The organism is Comamonadaceae bacterium M7527, from assembly GCA_021044545.1.
Taxonomy (GTDB): Bacteria; Pseudomonadota; Gammaproteobacteria; order Burkholderiales; family Burkholderiaceae_C; genus RS62.
On sequence record CP087990.1, the window covers coordinates 164,852 to 182,886 of the forward strand.

The window sequence follows — 18,035 nt, forward strand, 5'->3', positions numbered from 1 at the left end:
TGATCTATACGCGCTTGCGGTATTCGCCTGTGCGGGTATCAATTTCAATGCGGTCACCTTGGTCAACAAACAAAGGTACAGACACTTCAAAACCAGTTGCGATTTTGGCGGGCTTGAGTACTTTGCCAGATGTGTCGCCTTTGACGGCGGGCTCTGTCCAGGTGATTTCACGCTCAACAGAGGTGGGCACTTCAATAGAAATCGCCTTGCCTTCGTAGAACACCACTTCAGCAGTCAGGCCGTCTTCGAGGTAGTTCAGGGCGTCGCCCATGTTGTCTGATTCGACTTCGTACTGGTTGTACTCGTCGTCCATGAAGATGTACATGGGGTCAGCAAAGTAGGAGTAGCTGCACTCTTTTTTGTCCAGTATGACGTTGTCGATTTTGTCGTCGGCTTTGAATACCACTTCAGTGGCCATTTGGCCCAACAGTGACTTGAGCTTCATGCGAACGGTTGCAGAGTTGCGTCCGCCACGGCTGTATTCTGTTTTGAGAACGACCATGGGGTCTTTGCCGTGCATGATGACGTTGCCGGCGCGAATTTCTTGAGCGATTTTCATAGAGCTATCAGACTACTGAGTTGGTACGCCTAGCCTAGACGCTGGCGCTGCACAATGCGGCGCTGGGCTAAGTGACGATTTGGAAAACCTTGGATTTTAACGGCTAAATCCCAAGACCTATTTAGGCCAGCACTTTGTGGGCATGTACCAGCAAGCGGGTAACCAAGTCGTTTTGCTCCAGTAGTTTGTTACGCGCCTTGCGCACACACGCCACCCATTCGTGCCAGTGGCCTATGTCTGCGGGAAGCATCAGCGCGTCATCACGCAGTTTTCGCGTGCCGTTCAGGGTTTTGAAGGCGTGTTGCATGTCTACAGGTGCCTCAAGCCAATCCAAAAACGCATTGAGCTTGATGCGGTGTGCGCCGTCTTCTTGTGGGTAGATGTGCCACAAAAAAGGCTTGCCAGACAAAATGGCGCGCGTTAGCGAGTCTTCGCCGCGCACTACCAAGAAGTCTTGGTTGTTGAGCCAAGCGTCAAATTGCTGCTGCGTACAGTGCGGCACCTGCTCTATGTTGCCCACGTCTATGACGCCTTGGTCGGCCAATTGCTGCACGTGCGCAGTGGTACGCCCAGCGGCCACTTGAATGGTCATACCCATTTGGGTGGCTTGGTGGATCAACAAGTCCAGGGTGGGCGAGTCGTAGGAGAACAAGGCCATACGCTTGGGTGGCCAAGCCAAATCTGGCGCTTCAGTGGCCATTGCGGTGGCTGCCTTGTCGCGCAGTATGCCGCCGGTGCCGCGCACAAACCCAGGGTAGAAAAATTGTTTGGACATACCCGCCGCTGGTCCTTCGGCCACAGGCGAATCCAGTCCATGATTGGCTTTTGACGAAGCTTCTGCGCTCAAGTACTCTAAGTTGAGCCAGCACACCTTGCGCTGCGTGTCCTTGGCGCCGCCCAGGGCTTTTAGTGCTTGCTCGGGCAATTGGGCGCCAAACGCTTCAATCACCACGTCGCCACACTGGTCGACTTGCTGGTCCCAGGTTTTGATGTGCAGCTTGTCATTGCGTTTGTCGGCGCTAGACGCCATCCAAGCCAGCGCAGACGCATCATCCATGAACAAGCGCACGGTTTGGCCGCGCTCAACCAGGTTGCGGGCCAAGCGCCAGCAAACGCCAACGTCGCCATAGTTGTCTACAACGTGGCAGTAAATGTCCCACGTTAAAGCGGTTTCAGCATTGTTGGGGGTGTCTAAGCTGTGGGTTGTCATAAGGCCATATTGTCATCATTTTTAAGGCCTGCGCGCATGTCGCATCAGCGTGAATAATACAAGCGTGAAAAAGACACCTACCACCAACACACCAGCTGAGCCGCTTGATGCTGCGCAGGCATCTCCACAAGCCTCTTCGCAAGACGCAGTCGCGCTCAGCGCGCACAGCCCTGAGTTGCTGGCGCAAGTGGCGGCCTTGCCAGCTTTGCCTGGTGTGTACCGCTACTTTGATGTCAACGACCAGTTGCTCTATGTGGGTAAGGCCAAAAACCTCAAAAAGCGGGTGAGCAACTACTTTCAAAAGCAGCACGGCGGCACCCGCATTGGCCATATGGTGGGGCGCATTGTGCGTTTGCAAACCACAGTGGTGCGCTCAGAGGCTGAGGCCTTATTGCTAGAGAACAATCTCATCAAAACGCAGCACCCCAAGTACAACATCTTATTCAGAGACGATAAGAGTTACCCGTACTTGAAGTTCTCCAAGCAGCCATTTGCGCGCATGGCTTATTACAGGGGGGCGGTAGACAAGCGCCATGAGTACTTTGGCCCTTATCCCAGCGCCTGGGCTGTGAAAGAGACGATTCAGCTGATGCAAAAGGTGTTTCGCCTGCGTACTTGCGAAGACACGGTGTTTAACAACCGATCACGCCCGTGCTTGTTGTACCAAATCAAGCGTTGCACGGCGCCTTGTGTGGGGCACATTTCAAAAGAAGCTTATGACAACGATGTGGCGCAGGCCGCGTCGTTTTTGCGTGGAGAGACGCAAACGCTGCTAAAGACCATGGAAGCGCGCATGCTGGCGCATTCGCACGCATTGGCTTTTGAGCAGGCCGCCGAAGTGCGCAACCAGATGACGGCGTTGTCGCGTGTGCTGCACCAGCAGTCGGTTGAGTCCAGCGACGAGACCGATGTCGACGTGTTGGCGGTCAAGGTGCAAGGCGGCAGGGCTTGCGTGAATTTGGCCATGATCCGCGGCGGACGGCACTTGGGCGACAGGGCTTATTTCCCTGCGCATGTTGAAGACGCGGTGAGCTGGGAGCAAGCCCAACAAGACGACGCAGAGGGCAGCAGCACCACTGGCGTTGAGTTGTCCGTAGAAGACCGTGCCGAGCAAGTGGGTGAGCGTGTGTTGGCGGCGTTTGTGGCACAGCACTACATTGACGTGGCTTTGCCCGCCGTGGTGGTGACCAGCCACGCCTTGGCACCAGAGTTGACCAAGGTCGTGGCTGAGCAGTCAAGTGCGCGTGTGCACTGGGTCAGCCAGCCGCGCGCGCAGCGCAAGGTGTGGCTGGACATGGCGCAACGCAACGCCGACATCGCGTTGGCCAGGTTGTTGGCCGAAGAGGGTTCGCAGCAAGCACGTACGCGCGCCTTGGTTGAGGCCTTGGACTTAACGCCAGATGACTTGTCGACGTTTCGCATGGAGTGTTTTGATATTTCGCATACTGCAGGCGAGGCTACGCAGGCGTCTTGCGTGGTGTTTCAGCAGCACAAAATGCAAAGCAGCGAATACCGGCGCTACAACATTGAAGGCATTGTGGGTGGTGACGACTACGCCGCTATGCGCCAAGTGCTGACCCGGCGCTACGGCAAGTTGGCCCAAGCCTCTGACGAGTCCGGAGCCAGTAGCAAAAACAACGGACTGCCAGACGTGGTGCTGATTGACGGTGGCAAAGGCCAGATATCAACTGCCAAAGCTGTGTTTGAGTCCCTGGGCTTGGACATTAGCCGCCTGGTAGGTGTTGAAAAAGGCGAGGGTCGCAAGGTTGGCCTGGAAGAGCTGGTGTTTGCAGATGGGCGACCCAAGGCCTCGCTAGGCCACGACTCGGCCGCCCTGATGTTGGTGGCGCAAGTGCGCGACGAGGCTCACCGCTTTGCCATTACGGGTATGCGTGCGGCGCGCGCCAAAGTGCGCACTGGCGGCAGTAAGCTTGAGGACATTGCGGGCATTGGCGCCAAAAGGCGTGCGGCCTTGTTACAGCGTTTTGGCGGCGTGCGCGGCGTAGCTGCGGCCAGTATTGAAGACTTGGCCAGCGTGGACGGTGTGTCTAAAGCGCTGGCCACCACCATTTACAACGCTTTGCGTTGACTGACTGCTGGCGTGCAGACATATGTGCGTCATAAGCTGGCTTGCGCCTAGGTAATAATCAGGCCATGTACACCACCACACCAATGCTGATGACCTGGGCCCGTATTGTGGCCATTCCTTTGTTGGTGGGCATATTTTTTGTGCCTGGCATGTCGCTGGAGCTACAAAACACGGTGGCCACCGTGATGTTTGTGGTGTTTGCGCTGACGGACTGGGCCGATGGCTATCTGGCTCGCAAGCTCAACCAAACCTCGGCATTTGGCGCTTTTTTAGACCCCGTGGCCGATAAATTCCTGGTGTGCCCAGCTTGCTGATACTGGTGCACCTGGACCGCGCGCACGTGGTGGTGGCACTCATCATCATTGGACGTGAAATTGCGATCTCGGCGCTGCGCGAGTGGATGGCCATTATCGGGGCCAACAAAAGCGTCGCTGTGCACCGGCTGGGCAAGCTAAAAACCTCGGTGCAAATGGTCGCCATACCGTTTTTGCTGTTTAACGACCAACTGTTTGGGCTGATAGACACCCATTTATGGGGGCAGTGGCTGATTTGGATTTCAGCGCTTCTTACTGTCTGGTCCATGGTTTATTACCTGCAAAAAGCACTGCCAGCTATTCGCGCGGGCAGCGAGTAAGCGCCAGGTGCCTGACCAAGACAACCGCTGGATAGCGGCCATGCCCATTGTGTTCGTACTGATTTGGAGTACGGGCTTTGTGGTGGCGAGGTTGGGCATGCCGCACGCCGCACCCATGACATTTTTAAGTTGGCGCTACGCCTTGTCAGCCATTTGCTTTGTGATGTGGGCATGGTTGTCTGGCGTACGCTTGCCCCGCGACCGCCAGCAGTGGATGCACTTGGCCGTCACGGGCGTGTTGATGCACGCAGGCTATCTGGGCGGGGTGTGGGCAGCCGTGAAGGCCGGCATGGGTGCAGGCCTGTCTGCGCTCATCGTGGGGTTGCAGCCTGTGCTCACAGGCATATGGCTGTCCTACCGCGGCAGCGCCGTGACGCGCAAACAGTGGCTGGGTTTGGGGCTGGGCTTGTTGGGTTTGTTGCTGGTGGTGTCCAACAAGTTGCTGGTGGTGGGTGAAGTCACCTGGTTCAATTTGTGTTTTGCGGCGTTGGCATTGCTCAGCATCACCACGGGCACCTTGTATCAAAAGCATTTTGTTCAGCCTTGCGATGTGCGCGCTGCCAGCACCATTCAGCTACTGGCGGCATTTGCAGTGACCGCACCATTGGCTTGGCTGGAGCAAGTACCTATGGTGTGGGTGGATGAGGTCGTGATTGCCATGGCATGGTCTGTCTTGGCGCTCACATTGGGCGCAAGTTCATTGTTGTATATGCTGATTCAGCGCGGCGCGGCAACATCAGTGACCTCACTCATGTATTTGGTGCCACCTTGCACCGCAGTGCTGGCTTTGTTGTTGTTTGATGAGGCGCTGACCCCCTTGACTGTGTTGGGTATGGTCATCACAGTGGTTGGCGTGGCCATGGTGCGTCCGCGCAACGCGACAGTTGAAAAAAAATAGCCTTGTTTGTCCGGTTGTTTAAAAGTGACGCATAAATGGCGTTAGACTACATGCCATTCACAAGCAAGCTGCATAGCACAAAGTGTTGTATGCAGCTTGAAATCGAGGGTTTGCACGGTACTGATCTTATTGACATGTACTGCCGCAATTGGTTCTAATGCGTATCGCTTTTGAAATGAGAACAGATTTTTTTGTTTGAACCGAGAAGCGAGCAAGAATATAGATACAATCCTGCCTCCAGCAGGGAATCATTCATTTGAGGAGTTACCGTGAATAAAACTGAATTGATCGAACATATCGCCAAGAGCACAGACACATCCAAGGCTTCAGCGGCTCGTTCACTGGAAGCCATGATTGATGCAGTGCGCAAGACCTTGAAAAAGGGTGGCACTGTTTCATTGGTAGGTTTTGGTACTTTTGCGGTTGGCAAGCGTGCTGCTCGCACAGGTCGCAACCCACGCACTGGCGATACAATCAAGATCAAGGCAGCTAAAGTGCCTAAGTTCCGTCCCGGTAAAGGTTTGAAGGACGCATTGAACGGCGGTAAATAAGCCCTCAATGCATCCCAGGTGGGGTGATTAGCTCAGTTGGTAGAGCGGCGCCCTTACAAGGCGTAGGTCGGCGGTTCGAGCCCGTCATCACCCACCACCCCACTTAAAAGGCGAACATTCATCTGTTCGCCTTTTTCGTTTCTGCGACGCGTACGGCCATGATGCCGATAACCACATAGGAAGTTTGAACATGTTTGAAGCCATTCGGCAAACCAAGAGCGTGATGATTGTGCTGTTGGGCCTGTTGGTCGTAGCATTTGTGTTTGTAGGGGTCAGTGGCTACGACAGCTTCAGTCAACGCAGCGCAACAGTGGCCGAGCTTGATGGTGTGAGCATTACGCAAGAGCAATGGGACCGCGCGCACGCCAATGAAATAGACCGCTTGCGCCAGGCCATGCCCCAGCTTGATGTCAAGTTGCTAGATTCGCCCGCCGCACGTTACGCCACGCTTGAGCGTTTGCTGCAAGAGGCACTGATAGACAAGGCGGTTCAAGACAAGCACGTGATGGCTGGTGAGGCTGCTGTTGCTACCGCCTTGCGTCAAGACGAATGGCTGAATGCCAGGCGCGATGCCAGCGGACAGCTCAACGTGGCTGCGGTTGAAGAAGAGCTGGCAGCGCGTGGCATGAGTTCAGACCAGTACGCAGCCCAAGTGGCATACGCATTGGCCCAAGAGCAATTGACACGTGGGGTGCAAGCCACAGGCGTGGTCTCAAAAGCGGCCGCCCAAGCCACACTTGACGCTTACTTTGAGCGCCGTGATGTGCAAGTTGCGACTTTCAATGCGTCGGACTACACCCGCAAAGTGCAAGTTTCTGACGCCGATGTGCAAGCCTATTACGACGCCAATCCAGCGCAATTTCAGGCCGACGAGGCCGTTGACGTTGAGTACTTGGTGTTGGATCAAGCCAAGTTGGCCGAAAAAATCACAGTCAACGAAGCTGAGTTGCGCGCCTACTATGAGCAAAATAAAGACCGCTTGGCAGGCCCCCAAGAGCGCCGTGCCAGTCACATTTTGTTGCCTCTAGAGGCCAATGCCGATGATGCAGCGGTGGCTGCTGCCATGGCGCAAGCCCAAAGCCTGTTGGCCCAGGCCCGCGCCAATCCTGATGCCTTTGCGCAACTGGCCAAAGACAATTCCAAAGACCCTGGCTCTGCTGCCAACGGTGGCGACCTTGGTTACTTTGGTCGTGGTGCCATGGTGAAGCCTTTTGAAGATGCGACTTTCGCGCTCAGCGAAAACGCCATTTCTGATGTGGTGCGCTCCGACTTTGGTTTGCACATCATCAAGCTCACAGGCATCAAAGCGCCGCCAGCCAAGAGTTTTGCCGATATGCGCGCTGAGCTGGCAGCCAACTTGCGTGCCGATGCCGCGCGCAAGCAGTTTGCAGAAGCTGCCGAGCGCTTCAGCAATGTGGTCTACGAGCAGGCCGACAGCTTGGCGCCTGCCGCGCAAGCACTGGGCTTGCAGGTGCAAAGCGCCTCAAACGTGACGCGCACCAACCAGGCTGCCAACACGGTGCTGGCCAATACCGCACTCACAGCGTCCTTGTTCTCTAAAGAAGCCATTGAGAAAAAACTCAACACTGCAGCCATTGACGTAGGACAGCAACGTCTGGTCTCTGCGCGTGTGGTGAAGCACATGCCAGCGCACACCAAGGAGTTTGAGCTTGTCAGCGCCGACGTGCGTCAGATGCTGGTGGCTACACGCAGTGCAGAGCTGGCCCGTCAAGCGGGTGAGGCCGCATTGGCTGCTTGGCAAGATGGCGGGCAAACCAGTGCCAGCTTTGGCGACAAGCTTACTGTGTCCCGTGACCAGGGTGGCGTAATGGCGCCTAACCTGGTGGCGGCCGTACTGCGTACGCCAGCTGATGCATTACCTGCCTATACTGGCGTTGACTTAGGCCAGCAGGGTTTTGTGGTGCTGAAGGTGTTGGCCGTGAATGCACGCACTGCCGTGGCGTCTGCGCAGTCTGCGGCTGAGGCCAACCAGTACACGCAGGCATGGAGTGCCGCCGAAATGAGTGCCTATCTGCAAAGCCTAAAGGCCAAGTACAAGGCACAGATCCTGGTGCCCAAGCCAGGCGCCTTGTTACCGGCGGCGTAAGCGATGCGCTTGCGTTGACAGCGTTGGTATTTAGTTGCATGCCAGCGCGTCTGGTATGCAAGAACGCAGCGGCGCAATGCTATAATTTATTTTTCTACGGTGGCTGTAGCTCAGTTGGTAGAGTCCCAGATTGTGATTCTGGTTGTCGTGGGTTCGAGCCCCATCAGTCACCCCAAATTCAAAAGCCCTTGTCAGCAGCGTTGTGTTGCCAACAAGGGCTTTTTTATTGCTTTATGACAGTCGATAGGGGTGTCTCAGTTGGTGAGTACCAACTTGCCCATCACACCGCGCTGGCTCATCACCTCAAACGCTTTTAACAAGTCGGTCATGGGCATGCTTTGTTCCACTGGCGGTTTAATGGTGCCGGCCACTGTCCACTGCACCAATTCGGTCATCATGGCGTTGTTGGCATGGGGTTCGCGTTTGGCAAACTCTCCCCAGAACACACCCACAATAGAGGCGCCTTTCAGCAGCGCCAGGTTCAAGGGCAGGGCTGGTATGGGGCCGCTGGCAAAACCCACCACCAAGTAACGCCCGCGCCATGCAATAGACCTAAACGCGGGTTCTGCAAACTCGCCGCCAATGGGGTCGTAAATGATGTCAGGGGCCTTGCCGTTGCAGGCTGTCTTGATGGCGTTGCGCAAGCCTTCTTTGGGCGTGTGCTCGCTGTAGTTGATGGTGGCGTCAGCGCCCAGCTGTTTGCAAAAGTTGCATTTTTCGTCGCTGGAAGCGGCGGCCACCACAAACGCGCCTTTGGCCTTGGCAATTTGTATGGCCGAGCTGCCCACACCACCGGCGGCACCCAAAATAAGCACGGTGTCGCCGGCCTTGATCTCACCTCGGTCTACCAGTGCGTGGTGCGAAGTGGCGTAGGCCATGATGAAAGCAGCCGCATCCGCCATGGGAAAGCCGGGCGGCAGGGGCAGACACATGGCAGCTTTGGCAACCGTGTGCGTGGCAAATGCCCCCGTGCCGGCTAAGCAGGCCACGGCTTGACCTACTTGTAAATGCTTGACGTCTTTGCCCACTTGCGTGATCGTGCCTGCAAACTCTGCGCCTGGCACAAACGGTACAGGCGGCTTGATTTGGTACTTGTTTTGCACCATCAACAAGTCTGGGAAGTTCAAGCTGGCCGCAGCAATGGCCACAACCACTTCGTCGTCGTTAGGTTGCGGGTCTGGCAGTTCTGTCCATACCAAAGACTCAACGCCCGTGGGGTTGTCGCATTGCCAAGCGTGCATTTGTAAGCTCCTTCATGTGTGTCGGTGGTGTATCCGTGCTCTCATAATAGTGCGCCGTCCAGATGAATTGTGTTGCCAGGGTGTCTCGGTAGCGAGCAAAACCATGGCGCTTCCATCAATCTGCTGTATTGCACCTACAATTTCGACCATGAATATATTGCTCAGCAACGACGACGGCTATACAGCCCCTGGCCTTGGCGCCCTTCACAAGGCGTTGCTTGCGCTGGGGCACGAAGTGACGGTGATTGCGCCTGAGCACAACAACAGCGCCAAGTCCAACTCCATCACACTGAACTCGCCGCTGTACGTGCACCAGGGGGCCAATGGGTTTCAGTATGTCAATGGCACCCCCGCAGATTGCGTGCACATTGCGCTGAGCGGTTTGCTGACATTCAAGCCAGATCTGGTTGTTTCAGGCATCAACAACGGCGCCAACATGGGGGACGACACCATTTACTCGGGGACCGTGGGCGCGGCCATGGAAGGCTATTTGTTTGGTATCCCAGCGGTGGCGTTTTCGCAGGTTGACAAAGGCTGGGGTCACATAGACGATGCGGCCAAAAAGAGCGCAGACATCGTGGCCCAGCTGATTGAAACCGAGCTGTCACCGCATGCGGACCCAGCGCGCTGGCCCTGGCTGCTGAATGTCAACATACCCAACTTGCCTTACGACCGCATAGGCCCTGTTGAGGTCACCAGATTGGGGCGTCGCCATGCGGCGCAACCTGTGATTGAGCAGCCCAGCCCACGTGGTGAGACCATGTACTGGATTGGCGCAGCCGGTTTGGCCAAAGACGTTGAGCCTGGCACCGATTTCCATGCAACTGCACAGGGTAGAGTGGCTGTTACGCCTTTGCACGTTGATCTGACGCAGCACCAAGCACTGCCCAGGTGGCGGGCTGGCTTCGCGTCCCAGTAGTACAACAAATGGTGACTACCGTCTAGCAAATGGCCAGCAAACCTACTCATACGCCACCTCAAAAGGCTTGGCTATCGGCTTCATTCAAGTCAGGCTCTACCAGCACGCTTAAGCCCAAGCATGGTGGTGTCATGTTGGATGCGCAAACACAGGCCAACGTGCAGGCCAACTTGCTGAGTGCTGCGCGCCCAGCATTGCGCCCGCAAGACAAACTGTTTAGCAAGCCAGCAGCAGCGCCTACGGGTGTGGGCTTGGAATCTGGCCGTGTGCGAGATCGCATGATTCAGCGCATTGCGGCCCAGGGCATCAACCACCCGGCTGTACTAGACGCCATGTCCAGGGTGGATAGGCACAAGTTTGTGGACTCCGCCTTGGTGAACCAAGCCTACGAAGACACCAGTTTGCCCATTGGCCTGGGGCAGACTATCTCCAAACCCAGCGTGGTGGCTCGCATGTTGGCCTTGCTGCTAGAGCACACGCCAGCGCCGCTTGGCCGCGTACTGGAGGTGGGCTCAGGCTGTGGCTACCAGGCTGCGGTGCTGAGCTTTATAGCGCGCGAGGTCTACTCCATGGAGCGCCTAAAAGGCTTGCACGACAAAGCCAGGGCCAATTTGCGCGGCATGCAACGCCCCAATATTCATTTGCTGTTTGGCGACGGCTTTTTGGGCTATCCAGCCGGTGGGCCATACGCGGCCATTATTTCGGCTGCTGGCGGCGAGTCAGTGCCGCAAACCTGGATAGACCAACTCGCCGTAGGCGGGCGTTTGATTGCGCCTACCCATACGCCTGGCGGGCAGCAAAGTTTGGTTGTAATAGACAAGACTGCTACAGGTTTAGTCAGGCAAGTCCTGGAGCCGGTACTGTTTGTACCTTTAAAATCCGGGGTGGCATAAGACTTAGGTGATAATTTCGCAGTCGCGCGGATTTGTCAGTGCTTGTTGCTGTAAGAGGTGAGAGGAACGATATGAGTGATTTGTCAACGGGCCAGTCCAGCGTACGCGCTTGGGGTCGCACGTTTGTAATTGTGGGTTTGGCGGCTGTAATGGCGGCTTGTGCGGGCACGCGCATTGGTCGCGCACCTGTCGAGACCCGAGAGCTGCCACGCGCCAGCGCCGAACCGGTTGCAGCGGGCCAGTACCGCGTACAGCCAGGCGATACATTGCGTGGCATTGGTAATTTGTACAACCAGGACTGGCGAGACTTGGCCAGGTGGAACAGCTTGCCCAACCCAGACAACCTTGAGGTCGGCCAAATACTGCGTGTAACGCCGCCTAACGGCACGGCAATGGCCAAAGCGCCTGAGGACAACGGCGTGGTGGTCAACCCTGTGCAGTCAGGCTCACCAGCGCCCACTCAGGCAACTGAGACTGCCAGCGAAGAGACCAAGCCCGCCAACAATGATGCAGATCGCGTGGCGTTTATTTGGCCAGCCAAAGGCACTGTGGTGAGCAACTACAACGAGGACACCAACAAAGGCATTGGTATTGCGGGCAAAGTTGGAGACCCGGTCGTGGCCGCCGCCGATGGACGTGTGGTGTACGCAGGCTCTGGCTTGCGCGGCTACGGTAATTTGGTGATTCTCAAGCACAACACCACCTACCTGACAGCCTATGCGCACAACCAAGCCTTATTGGTACGTGAGGACCAAGTGGTCAAGCAAGGCCAGCGTATTGCTGAAATGGGCAGCAGCGACGCCGATCGCGTCAAGCTGCACTTTGAAGTGCGCCGCCTTGGCAAGCCGGTGGACCCAACCGCTTACTTGCCCAAATAAGCCAATACGGTTTGCACAACAACCGGCACCGTTAGACGTGCCGGTTTTTTTATGTGCGCGCACAAGTGCCAAGCTGTGCGATGCGCTTTGACTGCGACAATAGGCGCATGAGTTCAGATCAAAACCCTAGCGCAGTTACAGCACCCCTGACACCCAACGAGCAACAAGCCGCCAAGCCCAGGCCAGACACACCGCCACGTGACGGCAGGCCTGAGCATTGGCTTTATGTGCACAGCATGGACTTAAATGCCAAAGGCGTGGCGCACAAAGACGATGGCAAAGTGGTGTTTGTAGACGGAGCATTGCCTGGCGAGTGGGTTACGGCGCAGGTGAATCGCAAGAAGACGCACTTTGAAATGGCCACCCTGGTGCAAGTACAAGAGGGTTCGTCTCAGCGCGTGGCAGCCCCTAAGTGCCCCCACTTTGGCTTGCATGCTGGCAGCTGTGGGGGCTGCAAAATGCAACACCTGCAGCCCAGCACCCAAGTCGCCATCAAACAGCGTGTGCTTGAAGACAACTTGTGGCACTTGGGTAAATGCAAGCCCAGCTTCTTGTTGCGCCCCATAGAAGGGCCCACCTGGGGCTACCGTTTTAGGGCGCGTTTGTCTGTGCGCTATGTCGCTAAAAAAGACGCTGTGCTGGTGGGTTTTCACGAGCGCAAAAGCCGCTACGTGGCCGACATGAGCAGCTGTGCCGTGTTACCCAGACACGTCAGCGACTTGCTGATGCCGCTGCGCGCCTTGTTTATGTCCATGGATGCACGTGAGGCCATTGCCCAGTTAGAGGTGGCCTGCACACACACACAAACCGGCTTGGTATTGCGCCACCTAGTGCCTTTAAGCGACGGTGATATTGGCAAGCTGCGGGCATTTGCCACAGCGCATGGACCTGATCCCCAAATTCAGTGGTATTTGCAAAGCAAAGGGCCAGACACCATCAAGCGACTGGATGCCACCGATGCCGACTTGCACTATGACCTGGCCGAGTTTGGCTTGCGTATGCCTTTCAGGCCAGCCGACTTTACGCAAGTGAATCCGTTTATCAACGAGGTGCTGGTCAGCAAAGCATTGCGTTTGCTGGCTGTGCAGCCCAATGAGCGCGTGATTGACTGGTTTTGTGGCCTGGGCAACTTCAGCTTGCCGCTGGCTACAAAGGCCAAGCAAGTACTTGGTGTGGAAGGCAGCGAAACGCTTGTTCAGCGTGCGCAAGACAACTACGCCGCATTTGCACAAGGCAAGCCAGCCGGTGCTGTGGCGCCTACTGCATTTGCCGCGCGCAACTTGTTTGAGATGACACCTGCCGTGTTGCAAAACGATGGCAGCGCCGACAAGTGGCTGGTAGACCCGCCGCGTGACGGCGCCATGGCCTTGTGCACGGCCCTGGTAGAGGCCATTGAACAGTCATCAGCCCAGAGTAATACGGCTTGGACGCCACCCAACCGCATTGTGTACGTCAGCTGCAATCCAGCCACACTGGCGCGTGACGCCGGTATTTTGGTGGGTAGTGGTCGTTATGCACTCAGTTCTGCAGGCGTGGTCAACATGTTCCCGCACACAGCGCACGTTGAGAGCATGGCGGTGTTTGACCTGGTTTCTTTTGCGACTCGGTAGGCAGGCGTCTGGCCGCATGATTGCAAGCCATACACAGTCAAGCACCGCAGCCAGTCACAAACGGAACGCGCATAAACCCTCTAAAGCGTGCCCGGTGTGAGCGCTCTGGTGGGGCCGCTAGCTGGTAGTTGGGGAAGTGGCGCAGCAGCTGTGCAATGGCTATGCGGCCTTCCAGACGGGCCAGGCTTAGGCCTGCGCATTGATGCACGCCAAAGCCAAAGGCCAGGTGTTTGTTAGGGCTGCGCTTGAGTTGTAGTTGATCGGGTTGGTCAAATACGGCTGGGTCGCGGTTGGCAGCGCCTATGCATAGTGTGATCAGACTGTTAGCCGGAATGATTTGTTCGCCCACAATGCTGTCCACCGTGCTGCGGCGGTTGCCCAGCTGGTTGCTGGACTCAAAGCGCAAAAATTCATCCACCGCCAATGCCATGATGTCTTGCTCGGCTTTGCTGCCACTGTCGCAAGTGGCCAGCTGCTGCTGAAGCTGGGCGCGTTGGGTAGGGTGTTGCGCGAGGGTGACCAAGGCGTTGCCAATGAGGTTGGTGGTGGTTTCGTGCCCGGCATTGAGTAAAAAGATGCAGTTTTGCAGCAACTCCACTTCGCTAAGCGGCTGGCCGTCGCTGTATTGCTCGCTTTGTATCAAGCGCGTCAGCACGTCACGCTGCGGGTCGCCAGGCTTGGCGCGGCGCTTGGCCACCAACTCTTGCAGGTAAGCTGTAAACGCGTTCACGCTGTCATTGCCCAGCTGCATCTGAGCTGGGCTTAGGCTGGGCTCAAGTGCGCCCAGAATAGCCAGCGACCAATCGCGCAAAGGGGCTCTATCCTCTGGCGGTATGTCTAGCAGGTTGCCAATGATGTCTACCGGAATGGCGCTGGCATAGTCGGCTATCAGGTCAAGCGCAGTGTCTCTAGGCTGTTTGGCCATGTTGGCAATAAGGCGTTGCACCAATGCGCGCAAGCCTGCCTCCATGTCGGCAATAGCGCGTCGGCTGAGCGCGCCCATGATGGTGCTGCGTACCCGGGTGTGGCGCGGTGCGTCGTTAAATACCAGGCTGTTGGTGTGGTGCTTGTACAGCGCACTGCTGATGCCGTATTTCGGCGCAAACTCGGCCTGTTTGTCAGAGACAAAGCTGGTGGCATCCCGGTAGACTTGTACCAGGTCTGCATGGCGGGTCAGCAGCCAAGAACCATCGGGCATGCGCTTGACCGGTTCGGTTTCGCGCAAGGCCTGGTAGGTGGGATAGGGGTTGTCAATAAACTGCGCGCTTAAGTTGCGCAGGTCAAATCCTTTGAGGTTTGGGCGCTGTGACATGCCGTGCATCAAAAACTGAGCTTGCCTAGCCACATGTCTTTGTACATCACCCAGTCGCCTATGAAGCTATACAGTGGGCGGCTCAAGCTCGCGGGCTTGTTGTGCTCAAACGCGAAATGACCAATCCAGGCGCAAACGTAGCCGCATAGCAGGCCGTACAGCAAGTACTGCCACTGGCCGCTAGCCAGCAGCATGCCCAGACACAGCACGCCCAGGCTGGAGCCTATGAAGTGCATGCGTCTGCAGCGGCGGTTGCTGTGCTCTTGCAAGTAGATGGGGTAAAACTCTGCAAAGCTGTTGACGGCTTTGAGTTCGTCAGCGGTGGCGTGTGTCATGACTTTAGAAAGCCTTTTAAGGCCGTTAGCGTTTCGTCTGGGGCTTCGCTCATGAGGGCGTGCCCGCCTTGCACAATGCTTGTGCGCGCGTTGGGCGCAAGCGCCGCCAGGGTCTTGATGGCCTTGGGCGGCGTCATTTGGTCAAACGCACCCAGCAAAAAAAGCGTGGGTATATGGGCGCCTTGCACGGTGTTCATGGCGGCTTCACCGTTTGTGTAGTTGTTACACGCATGAAAGCCTATGTTGAAGACGTTGTGCGTCTTGTTGCTGGTCAATACACGTCGCATCAACGCACGCGACGCGCCGTATAACCAGGTGCCCGGTCCCAGGCTGGATGGCGGTGGTGCCAGCGAGCTGTGGCTAAATGTGTTGACCATGTCTATGGCTTTGAGTGGCGCGTTCAGCGATGCGTCTAGCAAGGCAGGTGACACCACCATGGGGTAGGCCGAGCCCACCATGGCCAAGTGCGTGCAACGGTCTGGTGCCATGGATGCAGCCTGCAGCGCAATCAGTGAGCCAAAGCTGTGCCCAACCAGTGCGGCGCTTTCAACGCCGGTTGCGTCTAACAATGCCAGCACGTGTTGTGCTGCATCTTCCACGCTGGCGGGCGGTGTGCCTTGACTGTTGGCGTGGCCTGGCAAGTCAATGGCCATGACGTTGTAGCCGTGGTGTGCCAGGTAGCGTGACTGCAAAATCCAAACGCTGTGGTCGTTGAGTACGCCGTGAATCATCACGACAGTGGCTTGGCCCGCAACCCAGTCTTTGCCGCCTGTGTAGGCGTAATGTTGTTCGCCATTTACGGTGATGTACATGGTTTAAGTCCCCGCTCTTTCCGCTGCCTTCAAGGCACGCTTCAAGTCTTCCAGCAAGTCGGCCTCGTCTTCCAGTCCAATAGACAAGCGCACCGTGCCTGGTTTGATGCCCGCCTTGGCCAGTGCCGCAGCGTCCATGCGGAAGTGTGTGGTGGTGGCTGGTTGAATGACCAAGCTTTTGGCATCGCCAACGTTGGCCAAATGGCTGAACACCTTGAGCGCTTGCACAAAGGCTTGCCCCTGTGCCTTGGATCCCTTGATGTCAAAACTGAATACAGAGCCCGCGCCTTTGGGCAGCAGTGTTTTGGCCAATGCGTGGCTGGGGTGTGTTGCCAGCAGTGGGTGGCCGACGCGCTCAACCATGGGGTGAGTTGCCAGGTAGTTCACCACCGCCTGGGTGTTGCGCATATGACGCTCCATGCGCAAGCCCAATGTTTCTATACCTTGCAAAATCAGCCATGCTGAATGTGGGCTGATGCACGCGCCAAAGTCACGCAGGCCTTCGCGCCTGGCACGTAATAAAAATGCGCCCACGGTTGACTCGTCTGAGAACACCATGTCGTGAAAGCCCGCGTAGGCTTTTGTCAGCGTATCGAATTTGGCGCTGGCCGCCCAGTCAAATTGGCCGCTATCAACCAGTACACCGCCCACCACAGTGCCATGACCGCTCAAAAACTTGGTGGCCGAATGCATGACTATGTCTGCTCCAAAGTCAAAGGGCTTGAGCAACCAGGGCGGTGTGAGCGTGGCGTCTACCATCAGCGGCACGCCAGCGGCGTGGGCGATGTCAGACACTGCAGCAATGTCCAGCACATCCATGCCGGGGTTGCCCACAGTCTCGCCAAATAGCAGCTTGGTGTTGGGCTTTACGGCGGCGCGCCACACGTCCAAGTCGCCAGGTGGCACAAACGTGGTGTCGATACCAAAGCGCTTCAGCGTGTAGTGCAGCAGGTTGTGAGAGCCGCCGTACAGCGCGCTACTGGCCACAATGTGCGAGCCTGCGTCCATAAGCGTGGCGATAGCCAAGTGCAAAGCCGCTTGGCCGCTGGCCGTTGCAATGGCACCTATGCCCCCTTCAAGTGCCGCAACACGCGTCTCAAGCACGGCCGTGGTGGGGTTGCTGATGCGGCTGTAAACGTGGCCAGCACGCTCCAAGTTGAAAAGGGCTGCAGCGTGATCACTGGACTCAAATACAAAAGAGGTACTCAAGTGCAAGGGCACGCCGCGCGCGCCCGTTGCAGGGTCTGGCCCCGCACCAGCGTGCAGGCTGAGGGTATCGAATCCGGGGTCTGAGTAGCCGGGCATGGTGTCTCCAAGTAACAAGTTGCTGCTGAATTGGGACTTATTGTGCTGGCGGCTTGCTTGGTCCGGGTTGCCTTTTGTGACTCACTACGGGTAATGCCTGATGACTTTGTGCCTATTGCCTGCAGGCCTTGGGCTATATTTGGGGCAATAGCCTTGGCACTACTCGGAGATACCTCATGAAAGTCAGCGACATACTGCGCGTGAAAGGCAGCACATTGTTCACCGCCAACCCCAACTCGCCATTGAGCGAGGCCATTGAGGTGATGGCAGAAAAAGACATGGGCTCGCTGGTGGTGATGGAGCACGGCGACTTGGTCGGCATGCTCACCTTCCGCGAAGTGATTGCCCAGCTGGTGAAAAACAAGGGCGTGGTGGGCAATAGTACCGTGCGCGCAGCCATGGATGATGCGCCATTAACCTGTACGGGTGAGACCGACTTGGACGAGGTGCGCCGCATGATGCTGGAGCGCCACGCCCGCTACATGCCGGTAATGGATGCGCGCATGCTCATGGGCGTGATCAGCTTTTATGACGTAGCCAAAGCTGTGGTGGACGGGCAAAACTTCGAGAACAAAATGCTTAAGGCCTACATACGCGACTGGCCAGACGCGGGCGAAGAGCAAGCGCCAGTCAGATAGGCCGATGCGGACCAGGCCGCCGTCAATAGCCGATAATGACAGGC

16 protein-coding genes, 2 tRNA genes and 1 pseudogene are annotated in these 18,035 nt (G+C 56.7%); 12 read left to right on the forward strand and 7 right to left on the reverse strand.

What is annotated here, in order from left to right; translation table 11 throughout:
• Positions 1-4 precede the first annotated feature (4 nt).
• Complete coding sequence (gene efp / locus LN050_00810) at positions 5-559, reverse strand: elongation factor P (GenBank protein UFS56464.1); 555 nt, start codon at positions 557-559, stop codon at positions 5-7.
• Between the two features lie 121 nt (positions 560-680).
• The gene (locus tag LN050_00815; GenBank protein UFS56465.1) at positions 681-1,769 is read right to left on the reverse strand and encodes an elongation factor P maturation arginine rhamnosyltransferase EarP; all 1,089 of its coding nucleotides are present in this window, start codon (positions 1,767-1,769) and stop codon (positions 681-683) included.
• Between the two features lie 175 nt (positions 1,770-1,944).
• Between LN050_00815 and uvrC the strand changes: the two genes are divergently transcribed.
• From uvrC to LN050_00850, 7 genes and pseudogenes are all read left to right on the forward strand, one after another.
• Positions 1,945-3,858, forward strand: coding sequence for an excinuclease ABC subunit UvrC (gene uvrC, locus LN050_00820; protein UFS57412.1), 1,914 nt, complete (start codon positions 1,945-1,947; stop codon positions 3,856-3,858).
• A gap of 65 nt (positions 3,859-3,923) precedes the next feature.
• Positions 3,924-4,492 (forward strand): annotated as a pseudogene (pgsA, locus tag LN050_00825) (CDP-diacylglycerol--glycerol-3-phosphate 3-phosphatidyltransferase).
• Between the two features lie 40 nt (positions 4,493-4,532).
• Positions 4,533-5,390: a DMT family transporter gene (locus LN050_00830; protein ID UFS56466.1), complete on the forward strand. Its 858-nt coding sequence runs from the start codon at positions 4,533-4,535 to the stop codon at positions 5,388-5,390.
• A gap of 269 nt (positions 5,391-5,659) precedes the next feature.
• Positions 5,660-5,941, forward strand: a complete 282-nt coding sequence (locus LN050_00835; GenBank protein UFS56467.1) for an HU family DNA-binding protein — start codon at positions 5,660-5,662, stop codon at positions 5,939-5,941.
• Positions 5,942-5,962: 21 nt separating this feature from the next.
• Positions 5,963-6,038 (forward strand) — tRNA-Val (locus LN050_00840).
• A gap of 93 nt (positions 6,039-6,131) precedes the next feature.
• Positions 6,132-8,048, forward strand: coding sequence for a peptidylprolyl isomerase (locus LN050_00845; protein UFS56468.1), 1,917 nt, complete (start codon positions 6,132-6,134; stop codon positions 8,046-8,048).
• Between the two features lie 99 nt (positions 8,049-8,147).
• Positions 8,148-8,223, forward strand: a tRNA-His gene (locus tag LN050_00850).
• A 79-nt stretch (positions 8,224-8,302) separates the two neighbouring features.
• Here the strand turns inward: LN050_00850 and LN050_00855 are convergent.
• Entirely contained in the window at positions 8,303-9,289 is a 987-nt protein-coding gene (locus LN050_00855; protein UFS56469.1) for an NADPH:quinone oxidoreductase family protein, read from the reverse strand.
• Between the two features lie 148 nt (positions 9,290-9,437).
• Here LN050_00855 and surE point away from each other — a divergent pair, with 148 nt between their 5' ends.
• The 4 genes from surE to rlmD all read left to right on the forward strand — a co-directional run bounded on the left by surE (position 9,438) and on the right by rlmD (position 13,589).
• On the forward strand, positions 9,438-10,208 hold the full coding sequence (gene surE, locus LN050_00860) for a 5'/3'-nucleotidase SurE (protein UFS56470.1): 771 nt from the start codon (positions 9,438-9,440) through the stop codon (positions 10,206-10,208).
• Positions 10,209-10,237: 29 nt separating this feature from the next.
• Positions 10,238-11,101, forward strand: coding sequence for a protein-L-isoaspartate(D-aspartate) O-methyltransferase (locus LN050_00865; GenBank protein ID UFS56471.1), 864 nt, complete (start codon positions 10,238-10,240; stop codon positions 11,099-11,101).
• 71 nt (positions 11,102-11,172) lie between these two features.
• On the forward strand, positions 11,173-11,979 hold the full coding sequence (locus LN050_00870; protein ID UFS56472.1) for a peptidoglycan DD-metalloendopeptidase family protein: 807 nt from the start codon (positions 11,173-11,175) through the stop codon (positions 11,977-11,979).
• Positions 11,980-12,086: 107 nt separating this feature from the next.
• Positions 12,087-13,589 (forward strand): 23S rRNA (uracil(1939)-C(5))-methyltransferase RlmD, encoded by a 1,503-nt coding sequence (gene rlmD, locus LN050_00875; protein UFS56473.1) that lies wholly within the window; start codon positions 12,087-12,089, stop codon positions 13,587-13,589.
• A 37-nt stretch (positions 13,590-13,626) separates the two neighbouring features.
• On the opposite strand, the gene LN050_00880 is transcribed toward rlmD, so the two are convergent.
• From LN050_00880 to LN050_00895, 4 genes are read right to left on the reverse strand one after another with little or no spacing between them, the layout of a single operon-like run.
• Complete coding sequence (locus LN050_00880) at positions 13,627-14,901, reverse strand: cytochrome P450 (GenBank protein ID UFS56474.1); 1,275 nt, start codon at positions 14,899-14,901, stop codon at positions 13,627-13,629.
• An 8-nt stretch (positions 14,902-14,909) separates the two neighbouring features.
• Positions 14,910-15,236, reverse strand: a complete 327-nt coding sequence (locus tag LN050_00885; GenBank protein ID UFS56475.1) for a DUF962 domain-containing protein — start codon at positions 15,234-15,236, stop codon at positions 14,910-14,912.
• The gene (locus tag LN050_00890; GenBank protein ID UFS56476.1) at positions 15,233-16,048 is read right to left on the reverse strand and encodes an alpha/beta hydrolase; all 816 of its coding nucleotides are present in this window, start codon (positions 16,046-16,048) and stop codon (positions 15,233-15,235) included. Before LN050_00890 ends, LN050_00885 begins: the two co-directional genes overlap by 4 nt.
• Before the next feature lie 3 nt (positions 16,049-16,051).
• Positions 16,052-17,353 carry an O-acetylhomoserine aminocarboxypropyltransferase gene (locus LN050_00895; protein UFS56477.1) on the reverse strand — a complete coding sequence of 434 codons (1,302 nt, stop codon included), beginning with the start codon at positions 17,351-17,353 and terminating at the stop codon, positions 16,052-16,054.
• 176 nt (positions 17,354-17,529) lie between these two features.
• Between LN050_00895 and LN050_00900 the strand changes: the two genes are divergently transcribed.
• On the forward strand, positions 17,530-17,991 hold the full coding sequence (locus LN050_00900) for a CBS domain-containing protein (protein UFS56478.1): 462 nt from the start codon (positions 17,530-17,532) through the stop codon (positions 17,989-17,991).
• The last annotated feature ends 44 nt before the right edge of the window (positions 17,992-18,035 follow it).